The sequence below is a fragment of the Anaerotruncus sp. 1XD42-93 genome, assembly GCF_009917605.1.
Lineage (GTDB): Bacteria > Bacillota > Clostridia > Oscillospirales > Ruminococcaceae > Anaerotruncus.
The window spans coordinates 1-18,076 of sequence record NZ_QZEG01000001.1 but is presented as its reverse complement, the minus strand read 5'-3'; the positions used below and the strand labels follow the sequence as shown (position 1 = coordinate 18,076).

The 18,076-nt window shown below is 55.1% G+C and carries 17 protein-coding genes and 1 tRNA gene; 2 read left to right on the top strand and 16 right to left on the bottom strand.

The genetic code is table 11. From position 1 onward, the window contains the following. Positions 1–165 precede the first annotated feature (165 nt). Positions 166–2,067, bottom strand: a complete 1,902-nt coding sequence (thrS, locus tag D5269_RS00090; protein ID WP_120481638.1) for a threonine--tRNA ligase — start codon at positions 2,065–2,067, stop codon at positions 166–168. A gap of 566 nt (positions 2,068–2,633) precedes the next feature. On the opposite strand from thrS, the gene rny reads away from it, so the two are divergent. Together rny and D5269_RS00080 are read left to right on the top strand one after the other, a co-directional pair. Beyond that, positions 2,634–4,190 (top strand): ribonuclease Y, encoded by a 1,557-nt coding sequence (rny, locus tag D5269_RS00085; RefSeq protein ID WP_016316573.1) that lies wholly within the window; start codon positions 2,634–2,636, stop codon positions 4,188–4,190. A 299-nt stretch (positions 4,191–4,489) separates the two neighbouring features. Beyond that, positions 4,490–4,576 (top strand) — tRNA-Leu (locus tag D5269_RS00080). A gap of 123 nt (positions 4,577–4,699) precedes the next feature. Here the strand turns inward: D5269_RS00080 and D5269_RS00075 are convergent. From D5269_RS00075 to D5269_RS00005, 15 genes are all read right to left on the bottom strand, one after another. After that, on the bottom strand, positions 4,700–5,059 hold the full coding sequence (locus D5269_RS00075; RefSeq protein WP_022788488.1) for a DUF4368 domain-containing protein: 360 nt from the start codon (positions 5,057–5,059) through the stop codon (positions 4,700–4,702). A gap of 64 nt (positions 5,060–5,123) precedes the next feature. Further along, positions 5,124–6,818 (bottom strand): ATP-binding protein, encoded by a 1,695-nt coding sequence (locus tag D5269_RS00070; protein WP_120481528.1) that lies wholly within the window; start codon positions 6,816–6,818, stop codon positions 5,124–5,126. After that, on the bottom strand, positions 6,815–7,489 hold the full coding sequence (locus D5269_RS00065; protein ID WP_120481527.1) for a response regulator transcription factor: 675 nt from the start codon (positions 7,487–7,489) through the stop codon (positions 6,815–6,817). The genes D5269_RS00070 and D5269_RS00065 overlap by 4 nt, the downstream gene beginning before the upstream one ends. Then, on the bottom strand, positions 7,486–8,142 hold the full coding sequence (gene phoU / locus D5269_RS00060) for a phosphate signaling complex protein PhoU (protein ID WP_120481526.1): 657 nt from the start codon (positions 8,140–8,142) through the stop codon (positions 7,486–7,488). Before phoU ends, D5269_RS00065 begins: the two co-directional genes overlap by 4 nt. Beyond that, positions 8,142–8,897 carry a phosphate ABC transporter ATP-binding protein PstB gene (gene pstB, locus D5269_RS00055; protein WP_120481525.1) on the bottom strand — a complete coding sequence of 252 codons (756 nt, stop codon included), beginning with the start codon at positions 8,895–8,897 and terminating at the stop codon, positions 8,142–8,144. The genes phoU and pstB overlap by 1 nt, the downstream gene beginning before the upstream one ends. Further along, a complete protein-coding gene (gene pstA / locus D5269_RS00050; RefSeq protein WP_120481524.1) occupies positions 8,894–9,751 on the bottom strand; it encodes a phosphate ABC transporter permease PstA in 858 nt (285 codons plus the stop codon). The genes pstB and pstA overlap by 4 nt, the downstream gene beginning before the upstream one ends. Positions 9,752–9,753: 2 nt before the next feature. After that, complete coding sequence (gene pstC / locus D5269_RS00045) at positions 9,754–10,623, bottom strand: phosphate ABC transporter permease subunit PstC (RefSeq protein ID WP_120481523.1); 870 nt, start codon at positions 10,621–10,623, stop codon at positions 9,754–9,756. A gap of 2 nt (positions 10,624–10,625) precedes the next feature. Beyond that, a complete protein-coding gene (locus tag D5269_RS00040) occupies positions 10,626–11,432 on the bottom strand; it encodes a phosphate ABC transporter substrate-binding protein (RefSeq protein WP_120481522.1) in 807 nt (268 codons plus the stop codon). A 267-nt stretch (positions 11,433–11,699) separates the two neighbouring features. Then, on the bottom strand, positions 11,700–13,103 hold the full coding sequence (locus D5269_RS00035) for a relaxase/mobilization nuclease domain-containing protein (RefSeq protein WP_120481521.1): 1,404 nt from the start codon (positions 13,101–13,103) through the stop codon (positions 11,700–11,702). A 64-nt stretch (positions 13,104–13,167) separates the two neighbouring features. Beyond that, complete coding sequence (gene mobC, locus D5269_RS00030; RefSeq protein ID WP_120481520.1) at positions 13,168–13,512, bottom strand: plasmid mobilization relaxosome protein MobC; 345 nt, start codon at positions 13,510–13,512, stop codon at positions 13,168–13,170. After that, positions 13,505–14,476 carry a ParB N-terminal domain-containing protein gene (locus D5269_RS00025; RefSeq protein WP_120481519.1) on the bottom strand — a complete coding sequence of 324 codons (972 nt, stop codon included), beginning with the start codon at positions 14,474–14,476 and terminating at the stop codon, positions 13,505–13,507. The genes mobC and D5269_RS00025 overlap by 8 nt, the downstream gene beginning before the upstream one ends. A gap of 12 nt (positions 14,477–14,488) precedes the next feature. Further along, on the bottom strand, positions 14,489–14,698 hold the full coding sequence (locus D5269_RS00020) for an LLM class flavin-dependent oxidoreductase (RefSeq protein WP_120481518.1): 210 nt from the start codon (positions 14,696–14,698) through the stop codon (positions 14,489–14,491). Positions 14,699–15,006: 308 nt separating this feature from the next. Then, the gene (locus tag D5269_RS00015) at positions 15,007–16,413 is read right to left on the bottom strand and encodes a DUF4368 domain-containing protein (protein WP_347707276.1); all 1,407 of its coding nucleotides are present in this window, start codon (positions 16,411–16,413) and stop codon (positions 15,007–15,009) included. Positions 16,414–16,530: 117 nt separating this feature from the next. After that, positions 16,531–17,724 carry a DUF4368 domain-containing protein gene (locus tag D5269_RS00010; RefSeq protein WP_120481516.1) on the bottom strand — a complete coding sequence of 398 codons (1,194 nt, stop codon included), beginning with the start codon at positions 17,722–17,724 and terminating at the stop codon, positions 16,531–16,533. After that, the coding region (locus D5269_RS00005) for a transposase (protein WP_166545109.1) at positions 17,721–18,076 on the bottom strand (356 nt) is incomplete at its 5' end. The genes D5269_RS00010 and D5269_RS00005, both read right to left, overlap by 4 nt.

Sequence of the window (18,076 nt, the reverse complement as noted above, 5' to 3'; positions counted from 1 at the left end):
AATCAACCTTCGGCATGACTTATGCCGCCAGGCCAATTGGAGAAGGCTTTTTCTTTTGCAAAAGGTCCCCGCTTGCCGCCCTGCGGGCCGGGGCAGAAGGCGGACGAATCTCGAGGAGAGCGCTCTGCGCCCGGAGGTTTGGTCTGAAACCAGACCTCTGCCATCTCATCGTGCTTTGGTTTCGATCTCTTCGAGTGCGAGTTTGAGGAACTCATCCACCGGCAGGACGCCTTTATCCCCATCGCGGCGGGAACGTACGGCCACACCGCCCGCTTCGATCTCCTTCTCGCCGATGACCAGCATGTAGGGGACCTTCTGGAGCTGGGCCTCACGGATCCGGTAGCCGACCTTCTCATTGCGGTTGTCCACCTCGACCCGCAGGCCCGCAGCGGTAAATTTCTCCGCGACCTGCTCGGCATAGGCGTTGTGCTCGTCGGTGACCGGCAGCAGCTTGGCCTGCACCGGGGCGAGCCAGAGCGGGAATGCGCCCGCGAAATGTTCGGTCAGGATGCCGATAAACCGTTCGATGCTTCCGAACACAACCCGGTGGATCATCACCGGACGGTGTTTTTCACCGTCCTTGCCGGTGTAGGTCAGGTCGAACCGCTCGGGCATCTGGAAGTCGAGCTGGATGGTGCCGCACTGCCAGGTGCGTCCGATCGAGTCCTTGAGGTGGAAGTCGATCTTCGGCCCGTAGAAGGCGCCGTCCCCTTCGTTGATGATATATTCCTTGCCGTTCTTTTTCAGGGCAGCGGTCAACGCGTTGGTTGCGGTCTCCCACTGTTCGTCGGTGCCCATCGAATCCTCCGGACGGGTCGAAAGCTCAAGCATATACTCGAACCCGAAGACATTGTAGAAGCTGTCGATCAGCTCCATGACCCCGAGGATTTCCTCTTCGATCTGCTCGGGCGTCATAAAGATATGCGCGTCGTCCTGCGTAAAGCAGCGTACCCGCATCAGGCCATGCAGCGCGCCCGAAAGCTCGTGGCGGTGCACCACGCCAAGCTCGGCCATCCGCTGCGGCAGGTCACGGTAGGAGTGCATCCGGCGTTTGTAGACCAGCATTCCGCCCGGGCAGTTCATCGGTTTGATCGCAAAATCCCGGTCGTCGATTTTGGTGGTGTACATGTTGTCCTTGTAATGATCCCAGTGCCCCGAGCGGTGCCACAGCTCCTCGCTCAGGATCATCGGGGTGCGGATCTCGTGATAACCGCACCGGGTATGCTCGGCGCGCCAGTAGGCTTCGAGCTGGTTGCGAAGGATCATCCCTTTCGGGAAGAAGAAGGGGAAACCGGGGCCTTCCTCATAGAGGTCGAACAGGTCCAGCTCCCGCCCGAGCTTGCGGTGGTCACGCTTTTTGGCCTCCTCCAGCATGGTCAGGTAGGCGTCCAGCTCGCCCGCCTTGGGGAACGCGATGCCATAAACCCGGCAGAGCATCGGGAGATTGCTGTCGCCATGCCAGTAGGCGCCGGTGCTCTGGAGCAGCTTGACCGCCTTGAGCGGTGAAACGGTCATCAGGTGCGGGCCTGCACAGAGGTCGGTGAAATCCCCCTGTTTGTAGAAACTCAGCTCACCGCCTTCTGCCGCGTGCTTCTCCATCAGCTCGAGCTTGTACGGCTGGCTGCTCATCAGCTGCTTGGCCTCGTCGAGCGGCAGGGTGAACCGGCTGACCTCCACACCGCTCTTGACGATCTTGGCCATCTCTTTTTCAATCGCGGCAAGGTCCTCGGTCGTAAACGGTTTTTCAACGTCAAAATCGTAATAGAACCCGTTTTCCACCGCCGGTCCAATGGTATATTTGGTGTTGGGATACAGCCGCATGACTGCCTGCGCGAGCACATGCGCTGCGGTGTGCCAGAAGGCTTTTTTGCCGTCCGGGTCATCAAAGGTGAGGATTGCCAGCTCGCAGTCCTCATTCAGGACGGTCCGCAGGTCTGCCAGCTCGCCGTTTACTTTTGCAGCACAGGCCGCTTTGTAAAGCCCGGCTCCCAGGCTTTTGGCAACCTCCGCAGCCGTTGTGCCGGCATCGTACTCCCGGACCACGCCGCCTTTTAATGTTACTTTCATCTTTTGTTTCCCCTTTCCGAAAAATTGCCATTGCGCTCCAGAACATGCGCAGGAAAAAAAAAGCTCCATCCCGAGTATACCACGGGATGAAGTCAAAAACTCCACGGTTCCACCCGAATTGCAGAAAACCTGCCGCTCGCAGACCGGTAACGGGGTCAGCCGTTGTGCTCATCGCACACGCTCAAGGGGCGGTCGTCTCCCAGCCATACGCCGGCACAGCTCACAGCGGACTGCCATGCCTCTCTGTGACGCATTGATAAGCGGTGGACGTCCCCTTTCATCGCACTTTTGCGCTCTGTTCGGGATGATGCAGTCAGACAGCATCGTCTGAAAGCTGCCTTTCACAGCTCCTATACTATCACCAGCCGAAAGGCTTGTCAATAGATAAATTTCTTGACATTTCCCGGTTTTCTATATAGAATATAGAGTGTCATGCATCATGTTTTATGGCGGCTGTAGCTTTTCATCTTTTTGTGGAAACCATACAGGCGCCACCGAAAATATATCCTCTGCCTTTGTGCAGGTTGCGGACATTGATAATTGAATAAAGGAGGTAATCATTTCTGATGGTAGGCATCATCCCATTTGCAGTCTGTGTTATTGCTGCGTTTTTAATTGGTGCGGTCATCGCCTTTTTCCTGGGCGTGGAATATCGGAAGAAATCTGCGGAAGCCACCCTCGGTTCCGCAGAGGAAGAGGCCAAAAAGTTGATCAGCGACGCAATCAAAACTTCAGAAAGCAAAAAGAAAGAAGTCATTGTAGAAGCGAAAGACGAGATCTACAGGCTCAAGCAGGACAACGAAAAGGAAATGAAGGAGCGCCGGTCGGAGGTTTCCCGTCTCGAGCGGCGGATCCAGCAGAAGGAGGAGTCGGTCGACAAAAAGCTCGACAACCTCGAAAAGAAAGAGGAGCTCATCCAGAACAAGCTCCGGGAGGCCGACCTCAAGCTGCAACAGGCTGAAGAGATCAAATCGCATCAGGTCGAGATGCTCGAAAAAATTTCCGGGTTTACCTCGGATCAGGCGAAAAACTACCTGCTGGCAAACCTCGAAGGGGAACTGACCCACGAGAAAGCGCTGAAAATCTCACAGTTTGAGGCGCAGCTCAAGGATGAGTCCGACCAGCGCGCCCGGGAGATCATTTCGGCTGCGGTCGGCCGGTGCGCGGCGGATTATGTGGCGGAGATCACGGTTTCGGTCGTGCCGCTGCCGAGCGACGAGATGAAGGGCCGGATCATCGGGCGTGAAGGGCGCAATATCCGCACCCTTGAGACGCTCACCGGTGTTGACCTGATTATTGACGATACCCCGGAGGCAATCACCCTGTCGAGCCACGACGCGGTGAAGCGTGAGGTTGCAAGAATATCGCTCGAGCGGCTGATTCAGGACGGCCGGATCCATCCGGCGCGGATTGAGGAGACGGTCGAGAAGGCGCGCCGGGAGATCGAAGGCAAAATCAAGCAGGATGGCGAGCGCGCGGTTATGGAATGCGGTATCCACGGGATGCATCCCGAGCTGGTCAAGCTGCTCGGCCGGATGCGTTACCGCTCCAGCTATGGGCAGAATGTACTTAGCCATTCGATCGAGGTTTCCCAGCTCGCGGGCATGATGGCAGCGGAGCTGGGCGCGGATGAGACTCAGGCGCGCCGCGCTGGTTTGATCCACGATATCGGTAAGTCGATGACCCACGAGATCGAAGGGTCGCATGTGCAGATCGGTGTCGATCTGGCCAGAAAGTATAAGGAGAGCGGGGAGGTCATCCACGCGATCGAAGCCCATCACAACGATGTTGAGCCGAAAACGGTTGTCGCCTGCCTTGTACAGGCGGCGGACGCGATTTCGGCAGCGCGTCCGGGTGCACGCCGTGAGAATCTCGAAAACTATATCAAGCGGCTCGAGAAGCTGGAGGAGATCGCCAATTCGTTCGATGGCGTGGATAAATGCTTTGCAATCCAGGCCGGACGAGAGGTACGGATTATGCTGAAACCTGAGGTTGTATCGGACGACCAGATGACGATTCTGGCGCGCGACATCGTGCGTAAGATCGAGAATGAGCTGGATTATCCGGGACAGATCAAGGTGCACTGCATCCGGGAAAACCGCGCGATCGAATACGCGAAATAGCAGCCTGATTGGAAACGGCATAGCATGTGTGCTATGCTGTTTTCTTATTTTATAAACTGCTTCAGCAAGGACACGCCCAAACGATTTTTTGGTTTTGCAGCTGTTCAGCGGAGGATCGTTTGGGAAGTGTTTTTTCGGATCTCTGTAACCTGTTGCCGCTGACAGTGGATAAAAAGCGTGAGGCAAGGATTTTCCCCTGATTGAAATTTGTTTCACATTTTTATGATGGGAAAATTTCTGAAAATGCTTGACATTTACAAATGGATACGCTATAATAACCACACAATCGAAATTGATTCGCGGGTATGGCGGAATTGGCAGACGCGTTAGATTCAGGTTCTAATGGTCGCAAGGCTGTGCAGGTTCAAGTCCTGTTACCCGCACCATGTCGAGTGTTCATAACGCAACTGAACACTCGTATGTAAAGGAACAGTCGAAAGGCTGTTCCTTTGCTATTTCTATGGGGCGGTCTGCCCCGGTGGAGCGGCTTTCGGGCCGCTCCGTTTTCTTTACCCGGCCTTGCCGACAAGATACTCAATCGCCACACCCTGGCGGCTGTCCAGCACCACGTTCTCCGGGTATTCCTCTACCTCCGGCAAATCCAGGACGCCGATGAAATTATAGTGGATCACGATGCGCTGTGTCCTGTTCTTTCCCCTACCTTTGGTCTGGTACACGTCGATACGCTCCACAAGCTCATGCAGAATGGTGGGCGTCAGCGTTTTCATCTCCATGAACTTCCGCACCGCTTTCAAAAACTGTTCCTTGCAGAAGGCCCGGTCGTTTTCCCTGTCACACTGGCGCTGCAATTCCTCAATATCCTTTTTGAGCTGCTGCTGTTCTTCATCATATCGCTGGGACATCTTCATAAAACGCTCATCCGTCAGCTTGCCGGACACATTGTCCTCAGAGAGCTTTTGTCAAGGGAAAGTTTCAAGAATCTCCCACTTTACTCAAGCCAAATAAGACTTCAATATTGGTTCCGCTTCTTCCAATTCCGCTTTGCAGTCTGATTTCCGCATGATGGTACTGCGCAATATGCTTGACAATCGACAGCCCCAGCCCGGTGCCGCCGGAGGCCTTGGAGCGGCTTTTGTCCACTCGGAAAAACCGCTCAAACACCCTGGCCTGATACTCCGGGGGGATGCCGATCCCGGTATCTTTCACGGAAACAGTTGCGGCAGTATCACCTGTTAAAACAGTAACTTCCACCTTGCCGCCGTCTATGTTGTATTTGATGGCATTATCAATCAGATTATAGAGCATTTCATACAAGAAGCCCCGCACTCCGCTTATCTTGGCGCTTTCGCCAGTCGCGGACAGGGAAATATGCCGTTTCTCCGCCTGCTCCCGCAGAGCGGAGGCCGCGCTGTCCGCAAGCTCCAGAAGGTTTACCTCTTCCTTTGCCGGTGCGATTCCCTCGTCCAGCTGCGACAGGTGGATGATGTCCTCCACCAGCGTTACCAGCCGTGCCGCCTCTGTGCGGATCACGCCCACGAACTGCGGAAGATCCTCCTGCTTGACAAGGCCGTTCTCTAACAACTCGGCGCTGCCCATGATGGATTGCAAGGGGGTTTTCAGTTCGTGGGACACGTTGGCGGTAAACTCCCGGCGGCTGCGTTCTGCGGCGGCCTGCTCCGTAACATCAAAGGCCAGCAGCACCGTTCCCGCCGCAGCACCATCCGCCGTGATCTGACTGATGTCAAATTGGTACTCCCGGTCATTTCGCACAGCGCGGACTTCGCTATGTCCCCCTTCCAGCGCGGTCTGAATAGCAAGATTGATTGTATGGTCACGGTCTATCACAAGAAATTCCTGTCCAACGCAGGAGCCGCCTGCACGGAAGATCATCCTCGCAGCGGGATTAATGCTCAAAACGACGCCTTTCCCATCCAGCAGAACAAGCCCCTCACTCATGTTTTCTGTGATCTGCTCAAATTCCTCGGTTTTCCTTCTCAATTCCCGGAGCTGCGCCTCGATCTGCCTGTGCTGCTGGTGGATGCGTCCCAGGAGAGGAGATAATTCCTCATAGGCGTCGTTTTCCAAAGGCTTATCCAAATCCAGACGGTTCAGCGGTGCAACAATGCGCTTTGCCATCCGGCGGGCCAGCAGCGCGGAGAGAATGACCGCCAGGATTGCAGTCAGCAAAATCGGCTGAAGCATCCCCATTGCCAGAGCAAACACCGTCAGCTGGCTGATGGAAATGCGCAGGATGGTTCCGTCCGTCAGCCGCTGTGCATAATACAGCGTCCGTTCAGTCAGTGTCTCCGAGTAGCGGACCCCGTCGCTTTCACCTTCGGCCAGGGCCTCTTTTACCTCCGCCCGGCCCGCGTGGTTTTCCATCTCCGCCGCCGGGACGTGGGTATCAAACAGCACTTCGCCGTCAGCGGCGATCCAGGTCAGACGAAAATCTGCTGTGGATGGGAATCGATAGGGGGAAGCCAACTGCTCCAGGTAATCCAAGCCGTCCGCCTCTACTCCATAGGAGGCCAGACGGAGTTCATCCCGCAGTTGTTTCTCCTGGACGTTTCTGTAATAGTCATACAGACAGCCCATGATGATCACCAGGCTTGCCAGGAGAACGGAAACCGCCGCCAGCAGGATCGAACGGAAGATTTTCTTTGTCATGCCTTTGCCTCCAACCGGTAGCCGATATGCCGCACCGTTTCAATCATCCTGCCATAGTCCCCCAGCTTCTGCCGGAGCGTTTTGATGTGCATATCCACCGTCCGCGTTTCCCCGGCATAATCCACGCCCCAAATATCGGACAAAAGCTGTTCTCTGGTGAACGCAACACCGGGGCGGGAAAGGAACAGCCGGAGCAGTTCAAATTCTTTGTAGGTAAGCGGGATACGCGCTCCGTCTGCGGTAACTGTCCGTTCTTCCAGATCCATCGTCAGACCACCGGCTGTCAACTGCTTTGCCGGAGATGCTGGCTGGCAGCGGCGCAGGACGGCTTTTACCCGCGACACCATTTCCATCATACCGAAGGGTTTCACCAGGTAATCGTCCGCGCCCAAATCCAGGCTTTGAATTTTGTCGTACTCCGCGCCCTTGGCGGTGGCCATGATGATTGGGATATTCGCAAGATGCGCCGCCGCTTTCATTCGCCGCAGCAACTCCACGCCGTCCATTCCCGGCAGCATGACATCCAGAATGACAAGCTCCGGCCGCTCTGTTTCCAGCGCCGCCAGGAACGCTCCGCCGTCCTCAAAGCCCCTGGCCTCGAAGCCGGTGGAGCGCAGGGTGTAAAGCTCAATCTCCCGAATGCTGGCATCGTCCTCTACACACCAAATCATAGCGCTTCTCCTTTGTGTTCCCCGGTCACGGCAAAAATCACCCATTCCGCGATATTGACCGCGTGATCTCCGATGCGTTCTAGGTATTTGTCGATCATCAGCAGATCAAGGGCGTGTTCGCCGCAGTCGGGGTTTGTCGCGATGTTCCCGATCAGCACCTGTTTTACCCGGTCAAAGCATTGATCCACAATGTCATCATGGGCAATCACCAGCTTGGCGCGGACAGTATCTTTCTGGACGTAGGAATCCACGCTTTCCGTGACCATCTTGATGACCTCCGCCGCCATTTCCCGGATATGGCCCACATCCTCCGGCACATACCCCTGGGCCAGCATTGCCAGAATGATCTCCGCGATGTCGGCGGCCTGATCTCCGATGCGCTCCATATCTGTGATGATCTTCATGGCGGCGGAGATTTGCCGCAGGTCGCGGGCCACCGGCTGCTGCTGGAGCAGCAGTTTCAGACACAGCGTTTCAATATCCCGCTCCATCTGGTCGATCCCGCCCTCCAATGGCTTGACCTGTTCCGCCAACGTGCTGTCACCATTCTCCAACGCCTTCGCCGCCTTGGAGATGGCCTCCTCGCACAGCGCGCCCATCTGGATCAGCTCCGTATTCAGAAGGGCGAGCTGGCTGTCAAATCTGCTCCGCATCACCCAAACCTCCCTGTGATATAGTCCTCGGTCCGCTGATCCTCCGGTTGAGAGAACAGCTTTTCCGTTTCGTCATACTCGATCAGCTCTCCCAAGAGGAAGAACGCCGTGCGGTCTGAAATACGCACCGCCTGCTGCATGTTGTGGGTCACGATAACAATAGTGTACCGCTCTTTCAGCTGCATTGCAAGCTCCTCAATTTTAGAGGTGGAAATAGGGTCCAGGGCGCTGGTGGGTTCGTCCATCAGCAGCACCTTCGGCTCCACGGCCAGGGCGCGGGCGATGCAAAGCCGCTGCTGCTGGCCCCCGGACAGGCCCAGGGCGTTCTTTTTCAGCCGGTCTTTCACCTCGTCCCAAATGGCCGCCCCCCGGAGGGACTGCTCCACAAGTTCATCCAGCTTGGCTTTGTTTTTGACGCCGTGCGTGCGGGGGCCGTAGGCGATGTTATCATAGATGCTCATGGGGAAGGGGTTGGGCTTCTGGAACACCATGCCGATTTCCTTACGCAGAGCGTTCACATCCAGGCTGGGGGCAAAAATGTCCGTATCCTGATACTGCACCTCCCCGGTAATCCTGACGCCGGGGATCAGGTCATTCATGCGGTTCAGCGTTTTCAGAAAGGTTGACTTTCCGCAGCCGGAAGGGCCGATCAGGGCGGTGATGTTTTTTTCTGGGATTTGGATATTGATATTTTTCAACGCCTGGGTACTGCCATACCACAGGCATAGATTTTTTGCGGTGATCGCGTGATTCATAACGCCCTCCTTTTCTTGAAGCAGCGGCCCACCAGGGCGGCAGTCAGGTTGACCGCCAGCGTCAGGAGCATCAGGATCGCGGCGATGGCAAATGCCACGCCAAATTCTCCCTGCTCTTTTGCGTAGACGTACAGCGCCACGGTGAGGGTGGCTCCCGGACTGGTCAGGCCGGTAATAAAGCCGTTCAGCGCATGGGCAAAGCCCGCCGTAAACAGCAGCGCCGCCGATTCACCCAAAATGCGCCCCACCGACAGGATGCAGCCGGTGATGATGCCGTCCGCACATCCGGGCAGTACCACCGTGCGGATGACCCGCCACTTCCCGGCCCCCAGGCCAAAGGCCCCCTCGCGGTAGCTCTGGGGCACAGTTCTCAGGCTCTCCTGGGTCGTTCGCATGATGGTGGGCAGGTTCATGATAACCAGCGTCAGCGCACCCGCCAGCAGAGAGGTTCCCAACACGCCGGTAAATACCAGCATCCCCACAAGGCCGTAGATGATGGACGGGATGCCGGAGAGGGTTTCCGCCGCGTACTCGATGACAGATACCAGACGCTTATTTGCGGCGTACTCGGTCAGATAGACCGCCGCCCCTGCCCCCAAAGGCAGGACGATCAGCAGGGCGGCAAGGATGATGTAGATGGTGTTCAAAATGTCCGGCAGGATACCGATGGTGTCCGACAAGTAGCTGGGCTTGGTGGTCAGCAGCTCCCAGGTCAGGTTGGGGAGGCCCGCAGCCAGCACATAGCCTATGAGGAACAACGCCAGAGCGCACACCAGCAGCACCGACAGGGCGCACAGCAGCCCCATTACACCGATATAGGCCCTCCGGGATGGGGAGATTGGTCTGTCCAGCATAATCAGCCCTCCTTTTGCCCCTTGAGGAAGAAATTCAACACGGCGTTGATCAGCATGATGAACAGAAACAGCACCAGGGCGATGGAGAACAGCGCCTGCCTCTGTAGGCCGCTGGAATAGGACATTTCGCTGGATACCGCCGTGGTAAGAAATCGGACGCTTTCAAACAGTGAGGGCATATTTGCCGCGTTGCCGGATACCATCATCACCGCCATAGCTTCCCCGATGGCCCGGCCTACTCCCAGCACCACCGCCGCCGCGATGCCGCTTCGCGCCGCAGGGACGGATACCCGAAAATAGGTTTCTATCGAGGTCGCGCCGAGGGCCAGGGATGCGTCCTCGTACTCTTTCGGTACTGCCTCCAGCGCGGTAATGGATACTTTGATGATGGAGGGCAGAATCATGACCGACAGGACGATGATTGCCGCCAGCAGGCTGGCCCCGTCCGGCACATGGAACAGCGCCCGGATACCCGGTACAAGCACCAGCATCCCCACCAGGCCATAGACCACCGAGGGGATACCCGCCAGGAGGCTGACGGCGGATTCCGCAACGGCTTTCACATTTGCAGGGGCCATTTTCGCCAGATAAACCGCCGCGAAAAATCCTACCGGGACACCGAACAGGATAGCGCCCGCTGTGCCGTAAATGCTGGTGAGAATGAACGGGAGGATGCCGTATGAGGGCTGTGCGGCGGTAGATTCCCAGGTGTCACCCAGTAGAAAGGGCACAAGCCCGATCTGCCGGATGGCAGGGATGCCGGAGACCACCAAATATACGGTAATCAGCAAGACACAGCCTACCGTAACCAATCCCAGCATCAGAAATATCCCGTGGACGGCGTTTTCCGCCAGTTGTTTTCTGCTACGCATCGTCAATTTGCCGCCACAGCGCCCGCATTGGAAATCAGTTCTGCCGCGTCAGGGGAGATAGCGAAGTCGAAAAACTTCTGCGCCGGTTCCGAAAGAGGCGTGTCCGTCTTGGTGACCAGGACAAAGGGCCGCTGAATGACATAGCTGCCGTCCTTCACCGCATCCTCTGTGGGTGCTACGCCGCCTACTGTGACGGCCCGCACGGTGTCCTTGACGGAGGCGAGGGAGGCGTAGCCGATGGCGTCCGGGTTCTGGGACACGGCGGTGATCACATCGCCGGTAGAGGTCAGCTCCTGGCGGTATTGGCAGTTGTCCGATGTGCCGGTGATGGATTCAAAGCCGTCCCTGGTGCCGCTGCCCGCTTCCCGGCCAATCAGGACGATCTCCGCATCCTGTCCGCCCGCGTCTTTCCAGTTGGTGATCTCGCCGATATATATTTTGGCGATGGTATCTACATCGAGATCAGAAACGGGATTGTCGGGGTTGACGATTACCGCAATGCCGTCATAGGCCAGCACCGTCCCGGTCAGCCCCTGGGCGGATTCATCCGTTTTCAGGTCGCGGCTGCTGAGGCCGATGTCGCAGCGCCCCTCCAAAACCGCCTGGATGCCGGAGCCGGAGCCAGTGGGGTTGTAGGTAAAAGTCACATTTTTGTTCTGCGCCTCGAATGCCTCGCCTAACGCGCCGATTACCTTTTCCATGGAGGTGGAGCCGTCGGTGGTGACGGTGCCGGACGTTTTCTGTGAACATCCCGCCATAACCGACAGGGCTAGCACAGCAACCAGCATAAGACTTGCAAATTTTTTCATGTTCAAATTCTCTCCTTTCAACTTTTGGGTACGAGAGAAGAATACTGCCGCTGTGTAAAAGTCAAAAGACAAGTATTGTAAAGTTAGTGTAAAATTGATCGTAGTGGTAGTGGCGTAGTGGTAGTGGCAAGCAATGCGCCGGTATATACCGGCGCTCGCTTGTTGGTGGCTGCCGCCCCCAAGCCCCCGTAAGGACCGGCGCAGTTGCGCCGGTCCTTTTAAGCCGCCTTCGGCGTCTGCTGTTACCCGCAGGGAAAGGAAAAATCATCACCGCGCCCCCTGCTGGCGGTCACGATTTTTCTCTTTCTCCATCAGGCCCAAAATCCGCTCCACGTTGTTTTTGACTATGAGCAGTTCTGTCATTTTTTCCTTCGCCTGCCTGTACTCTGGATACCGTTTTTTCTTCTCAGCCTGCAACACGGCATACTCCTGTTTCAGCGATTGCATGGAGGGCAGCTTTTTCAAACCAAGTGAATTGAAGTACCGCTTCGCCGCTTGACAAGCCGTGATTTCACTGCTATGTTGTTCATAAAATTTCTCCTTTTTCCTGTCCGACAATTTCCGATATTGCGCGTAAATCTCCTGTGTTTTTCCGTAGGTACCGATCTGCCTTTGCAGTTCGGAAATGTCTTTCATTCTCCGTTCAGCGACTTTCATCTGATCGCCCAAATCGTTAAATTTCTGGACTGCCGCATCACAGGCTTTTTCCAATTCTCCGAGGTCTGTCAATCCGTTTTCCTGCAAGTAAATGACCGTCCTTGCCATCTCCTTGAGATTGAAAATCTTCGCCCACCGCTCGAATCCGGGCGAGTTGGCCTGCTGCATTTTCGTTTGAATGTCAATCAGCAAATTGGGCTTGGACTTCACCGCCGTCCTTGCCTTGGGAGCGACAATTCGTTTGCCGGATATGCGCTCCATAATCGCCGCTTCGGAGTAGTCCGCGCGGAGGGAATCACAGCGCACGAACCTCTTGCCGTGGGGAATTTTGAACGCCAGCTGCTTACCCCGCTTTACCTCCACGCCCATCGCTTTTATATCGGCGAGGAAGCTGTCAAAATCCTTACAGCCTTGACCGAGGGCGGTGTCGATCATCCGCTCCAACTGTCCCCGGATGGTAGGTGGCTTACTCTCCCCCAGCCATGTACCGTAACTGCCCCGGCTGGGCTTCGGCTCCGCAATCACCGACAGCCCATTTTCCAGGCACATCATATCGGAGATTCTCCGAACTGTGAATGAGGAGCGCCAGAAGTTCCGGAATTTCCTGGTGCAGTCTATGGCGGTCGAGTTGAACACGATATGCGAGTGAATGTGGTGCTTGTCAACATGGGTGCAGACGATAAAAGCATGATTGCCCTTGGTCAGCGACATAGCGAGATCATAGCCTATCTTGTTCGCCAGTTCCGGTGTAATCTCCCCCGGCTTGAAGGACTGCCGCAGATGGTAGGCGATCACATCATTGTCCTTCCGTTCCCTGCCGGTAATGGCGGCATACTGCCGTTTGGAAAATAGAAACTCCTGGTCAGCGATAGACGGGTTACAGTGGTAGGCCGTGACCAAATCGCCGCTGTTGGTTTTCTCTGGATTCTTCACATAGTCCGTCACCCGGCCCAGGGCTTCGGCCACGGTCCGGCCCTTGCCACTGTGCAGGGGCATCAGGCGTGTTGTTGCCATTTTCAAAACCTCTCCTCAAAAGAAAATGGTGGTGGACGAAAAATCTTCGCCCACCACCAGACTGTCATTTGATTTTCGATAGTTGTTCCAATATGCTGCCGAACAGGCCGCTGGCCTCCGTCAGCTTGCCGCAGATTTCATCCACTTCGTCAGGATAGACACCGCCGCCGGAATTGACCCGGCGGGCGATCTGGTTCACATTGTTGGAGGTATACCGCAGGAGCTTGGCACACTCGTCCAGCTCCTTGATTTGCAATTGGACAATGTAGCCGTCAATACACATCTTCCGAATATAGGCACTCATGTTGTGAACGCCCATCAGAGCCATCCTCTGCTCAATCAACCTCCGTTCCTCGTCCGTAACTTTGAAATAGATGCCGCCGCTTTTGCCTTTGGCGCATTCAGACATTGGCGCAGGCCTCCTTAACAAAGCTGAGATAGTCCTCCAGTGTTTTGCGGCAGGAATCAGTCAAACCCATCAAAGTGTGAAGCTGTTCCTGTGAAAGATTGGGAAGCACTTCCTCATAATTGGGCAGATGGAAACTCTCCACACCTCGCTGAACTCTTTCAATGAAGGCGCTGTATTCCAAAATAAAGGCTTCCGGCGACTGCCTACAATCTTTGGTAGGGTCCTTCAGGTCCGCAACGCTCTCCAAAAATTCCACCTTCTGCTGCCGGGCCGATTTTGCGTGTCCTGAAGCGGCGCGTACCTCTACGGGTTGATACTCGTCCAAGGATCGAATCTGACCGGAAGCCAGCAAGATAGCGGTGGTTTTCTGCTTGCCGGGTTCCATACGCGAGAGTTTCATTGCATTGCTCTGATTGAGCTTATAATTGGGAAAATGGCGAAAGACTTCCCGTGTATCTTCCGTCAGGCCGTTCATCATTTGAATGGTTCGTTCTACCGTCCGGGACGATACGCCCAGCTTGTCGGCGGTATCCTGGGCGAATGATCTCAACGTGACCGACATTTTGTCGCTGACGTTGTTCCCAATCGCCCGATTCATCCCCGCTGCCTGGGCTTGACCCGCTTTCGTCTCCGGGTGGAGGGATTCATAAATCTCTTTCCGGCGTTCCAGCAGTTCACCGTACTCTATCACGGACAGTTCGGTACGCACAACATTCTCGTCAATTTCAGCCAGTTCCGTTTGCAGGGCATCAAGGGTACAGACGTTACACTCAATCTCCGTCCATCCTAACATTTTTGCGGCTTCCAGACGGTGCAGGCCAGCGACAAGGATATATTCCTGGTCAATGGTGATGGGATTGAGTAGTCCAATCTCGGAAATGCTCCGTGCCAATTCGTTGATCCCATCCAGGTTGGCCGGACGCCGCCCTGGGTTTATTTTGATCTCACTGATCGCAACTTTCATGATCTCTCCCCCTTATCTCCGCTTCTGCCAAACGAGGTCGTAACCGAGAGCGTCAGCCAGTTCCACGGCCTCCTTGTAGCGCAGAGATTCCCGGCGCAGCTTGTCGGAGAGATTGGGGACGCTGGGGCTCCATCCGTACTGCTCGGCCAGCTTCTCCACCAGCTCGTTCATGGTGAAGCCCTCCCGGACAATGTAGGCTTTGATTTCATTCCTGATATTCATAAAAATCGTTCTCCTTTTCAAAATTGTGTTCGCCATCCGGCGTAGAAATAGAAAGCACCCCCAGTGAACCGGGTAGCCTGTTCACCATGCCCAGGTCACGGGAGCGCACATCGGATTTCAATATTCAGCGTGATGTTATGTGAAACGGCGAAATACCAGCAGAGGGCAGCGTACTGTATTCGCTGTCCAGCGTTGCGTATTTTCACGATAAATTGTTACGCTGATACTGTTTTGTTCGCTGATTTCACATGGATTGAAATTCACAGAGCAAAAAGGGGGCCTGCCACATGGCAAGCCCTCGTAATGGGTTATGCGCTTTTTGAATGCTTCTGCTTGTCCCGTTCCCGTTGCCGCTTACTGCGCTCGCGGTAATAAGCCCGCTGTTTCCGCTGCTTTTCCATCTCGGCCAATTCCTCCGCTGTCGGCTCCGGCAGAGGGACATCAAATTTGCCGATAAATTTCAGATAGATGTCTACCGCCTGGGTGCGATCACCAGTGGAACGATCCGGCGCGTGGACGAGGATCTTGTCCACGAACTCGTAGATCATCGGTGTGGTCAGTACGGAGAAGTCGGTGTATTTCTTCGTCAGCGCCAGGAACTGGTCTACCCTGGTCGTGTCCGCCTCGAAAGCATTCAACTCCGCCTGGGCCTTGGCGATGGATTCCTCCAACGTCTCCTGCTCCTGCTCATATTCGCTGGACAACAGTTCAAACCGCTTCTCCGAAATCTTTTCGGTGGCGTAGGATTCATAGAGTTTCTTTATCAGCCCATTCAGCTCGCCAGACCGTTTGCGGTCCTTGTTGAGTTTCCGCTTCAAGTCCTTCGCGGCCTGGGCCTGCCGGACCTCCGATGCCGCCCGGACCTTCTCAATGAACTCCGCCTCGTTGGTGATCGCATAGGCGCTGACGGTTCTGATTGTATCCAGAATCAGCGCCCGGAGCGCCTTGGTGCTGATGTAGTGGCCGAAGCACTCCTGATGGTAATGGCGAAATGTCAGCACGTAGGTGGAGCAGTCGTAGTGGTCATAGGGATAGAGGCCGCTTACCGGGTCTTTGCCCCGGTTCTCTTTGTTGGCCTGCGCCCGGCCCCGGTGGTTATACATCTTTGCGCCGCAGTCGGCGCAGTAGAGCAGGCCGGTCAGCGGGTTGGCCTCCCCGGTGGTGTCGGTACGGTGGACGGTCTTTCTGACCTGCTGTGCCAGTTTCCAAGTCTCCGGGGCCACAATGGCCTCATGGGTATGCTCGAAAACCGTCCATTCCTCTGGAGGCCGCTTGATGGCGTGTTTATCTTTGTATGATTCCTTATAGGAACGAAAGTTGACCGTATGCCCCATGTACTCCGGCTTGGCGAGGATATTCGAGACAGACGTGCCGCTCCAGTCATAGGGGCGGCTGTCATCGTAGCTGTTCCGCTGCGTTCCCTGCCCCCGCTTGCCCATATAGACTGAGGGCCGCTCAATTCTATCATCCCGAAGGATGCTAGCAATCTCATGGGGGCCGTGTCCCTCCATGCTCAGATGAAAGATGCGCCGCACAACGGCAGCGGCCTCCTCATCGATCAGCCAGTGGTGCTTGTCCTCCGGGTCCTTCCGGTAGCCGTAGATCGCGTGATTGGTGGTGGGCTTGCCAGCGTGTCCTCTGGCCTGATATGCCGCGCACTGTTTCCGGCTGCAATCTCGCAAAAACCATTCGTTTACGATATTAAGAAACGGCACAAATTCTCCCGAACTACGGTCTGCGCTGTCCACGCTGTTGCCGACGGCGATGAACCGGACACCCTTCTCTCGAAAGAGGACCTCTGTGTATAGTTGTTAAGGATACAAATCCTGTGTTCAATCAATCTTGCCGATAAAGCGGTAGAAAATCTCAATTTCCTGTTCCTGCTCACCGTCCTCGCCCGTGGTGCTCTGGTGGACAAGAATCTTTTCAATCAGAGTGTTCAGCAGGGGGGCGGTCAATTCGGTGGGATTGGCGTACTGCTGGATGAGATCGATCCATTTTCGGGCGTCGCTCTCCGTCTGCTTTACGGTATCCAACTCAGCAGTCAGCGCCTCAACTTTCTCTGCCAATTCGCCCTGCTCGGTCTGGTACTTGCTGGTGAGCATATTGAAGTTGTACTCCGTAATGCGTCCAACTGCCCAATCCTCATAGAGTTTCGCAAACAGCCCATCAACCTCGGCTTTGCGCTTCTCGGCTTTCTTTAATTCTGCGACTTGCTTTTTCTGAGTAGCGTTCCGCTCCCGATCCCCGGCGCTCAAAAGCTGGTTCAGCAGCTTTTCCTCGTCCTCAATGGCCCTTGCCGACCAGTGCTGGATTCTCGCCAACACATACGCATAGAGCGTATCATAGCGAACATAGTGCGTGGTACATCCCCTGGTCTGATAGTCACGATACTTGCCGCACATATAGTAGCCATACGGCTTCTTGGAAGTACTCAGACCATAGCGCATCCCCCAGCCGCAGTCAGGGCACTTTAAGAGTCCTGCAAAGATATGAACCCTCTTATTCTTACATTCTCGGCGGCGGCTGGCAATCTGCTTTTGCACCGATTCAAAAACATCCGGCGTGATAATCGCTTCATGGGTTCCCTCAATCCGCAGGCACTTCTCATCCGGGGTTCGAACCATCCGCTTATTCTTGTAAGATACAGTTCCCCACCTGTTGTGAATCGTGTTACCGATATAGGTTTCATCTTTTAACAGAACCTTGAGATAGGGAAGTGACCACATATACTTTTTCTCTTCCGGCTGACCCTCAAAAAAGCGGGCACAGCCTCCGTTTCGGGTATACTGGAACCAGCCGGGGCAGGGAATCTTTTCGCGGGTCAATGTCTGTGCAATTCTGGACATACCCATACCATGAAAAGCAAGGTCGAAAATCTTGCGGACAATCCAGGCAGTCTCTTCATCAATCATCAGCTTGTTCTTGATGTCAGGGTGTTTCACATAGCCGAAGGGAGCCATCGAATTGACCCGTTCGCCGTTGAGGAACTTGGCCCGGAACGCGCCCTTAGAAGCTGTATTCATAAGCGTTTAAGCAAGGTATGGAAATGAGAAATTTTGACGATAGTCTCAGCAGATGAGACGGATATCTCATAATCTTTACTGAGACGTCTGGAATGATTGAGCCAGGAGAGGGTGCGTTCAACTACCCAGCGCCAAGGGAGTCTTTCCCATTGGTGGGGCTTGATTTTCTCTGAAATATCGACATTAAGGTCAAGCTGGTCCTTCAAATCAGAAACGAAGGTGCCCCGATATCCGGCGTCTGCGCAGAATTTCTGAATAGATGGATACCGTTCATGCGCTCGTTTGGCGGTAGATATTCCACTTTTTGTGTCATGAATATTGGCAGCATGAACCACAATAGACAACAAACAGC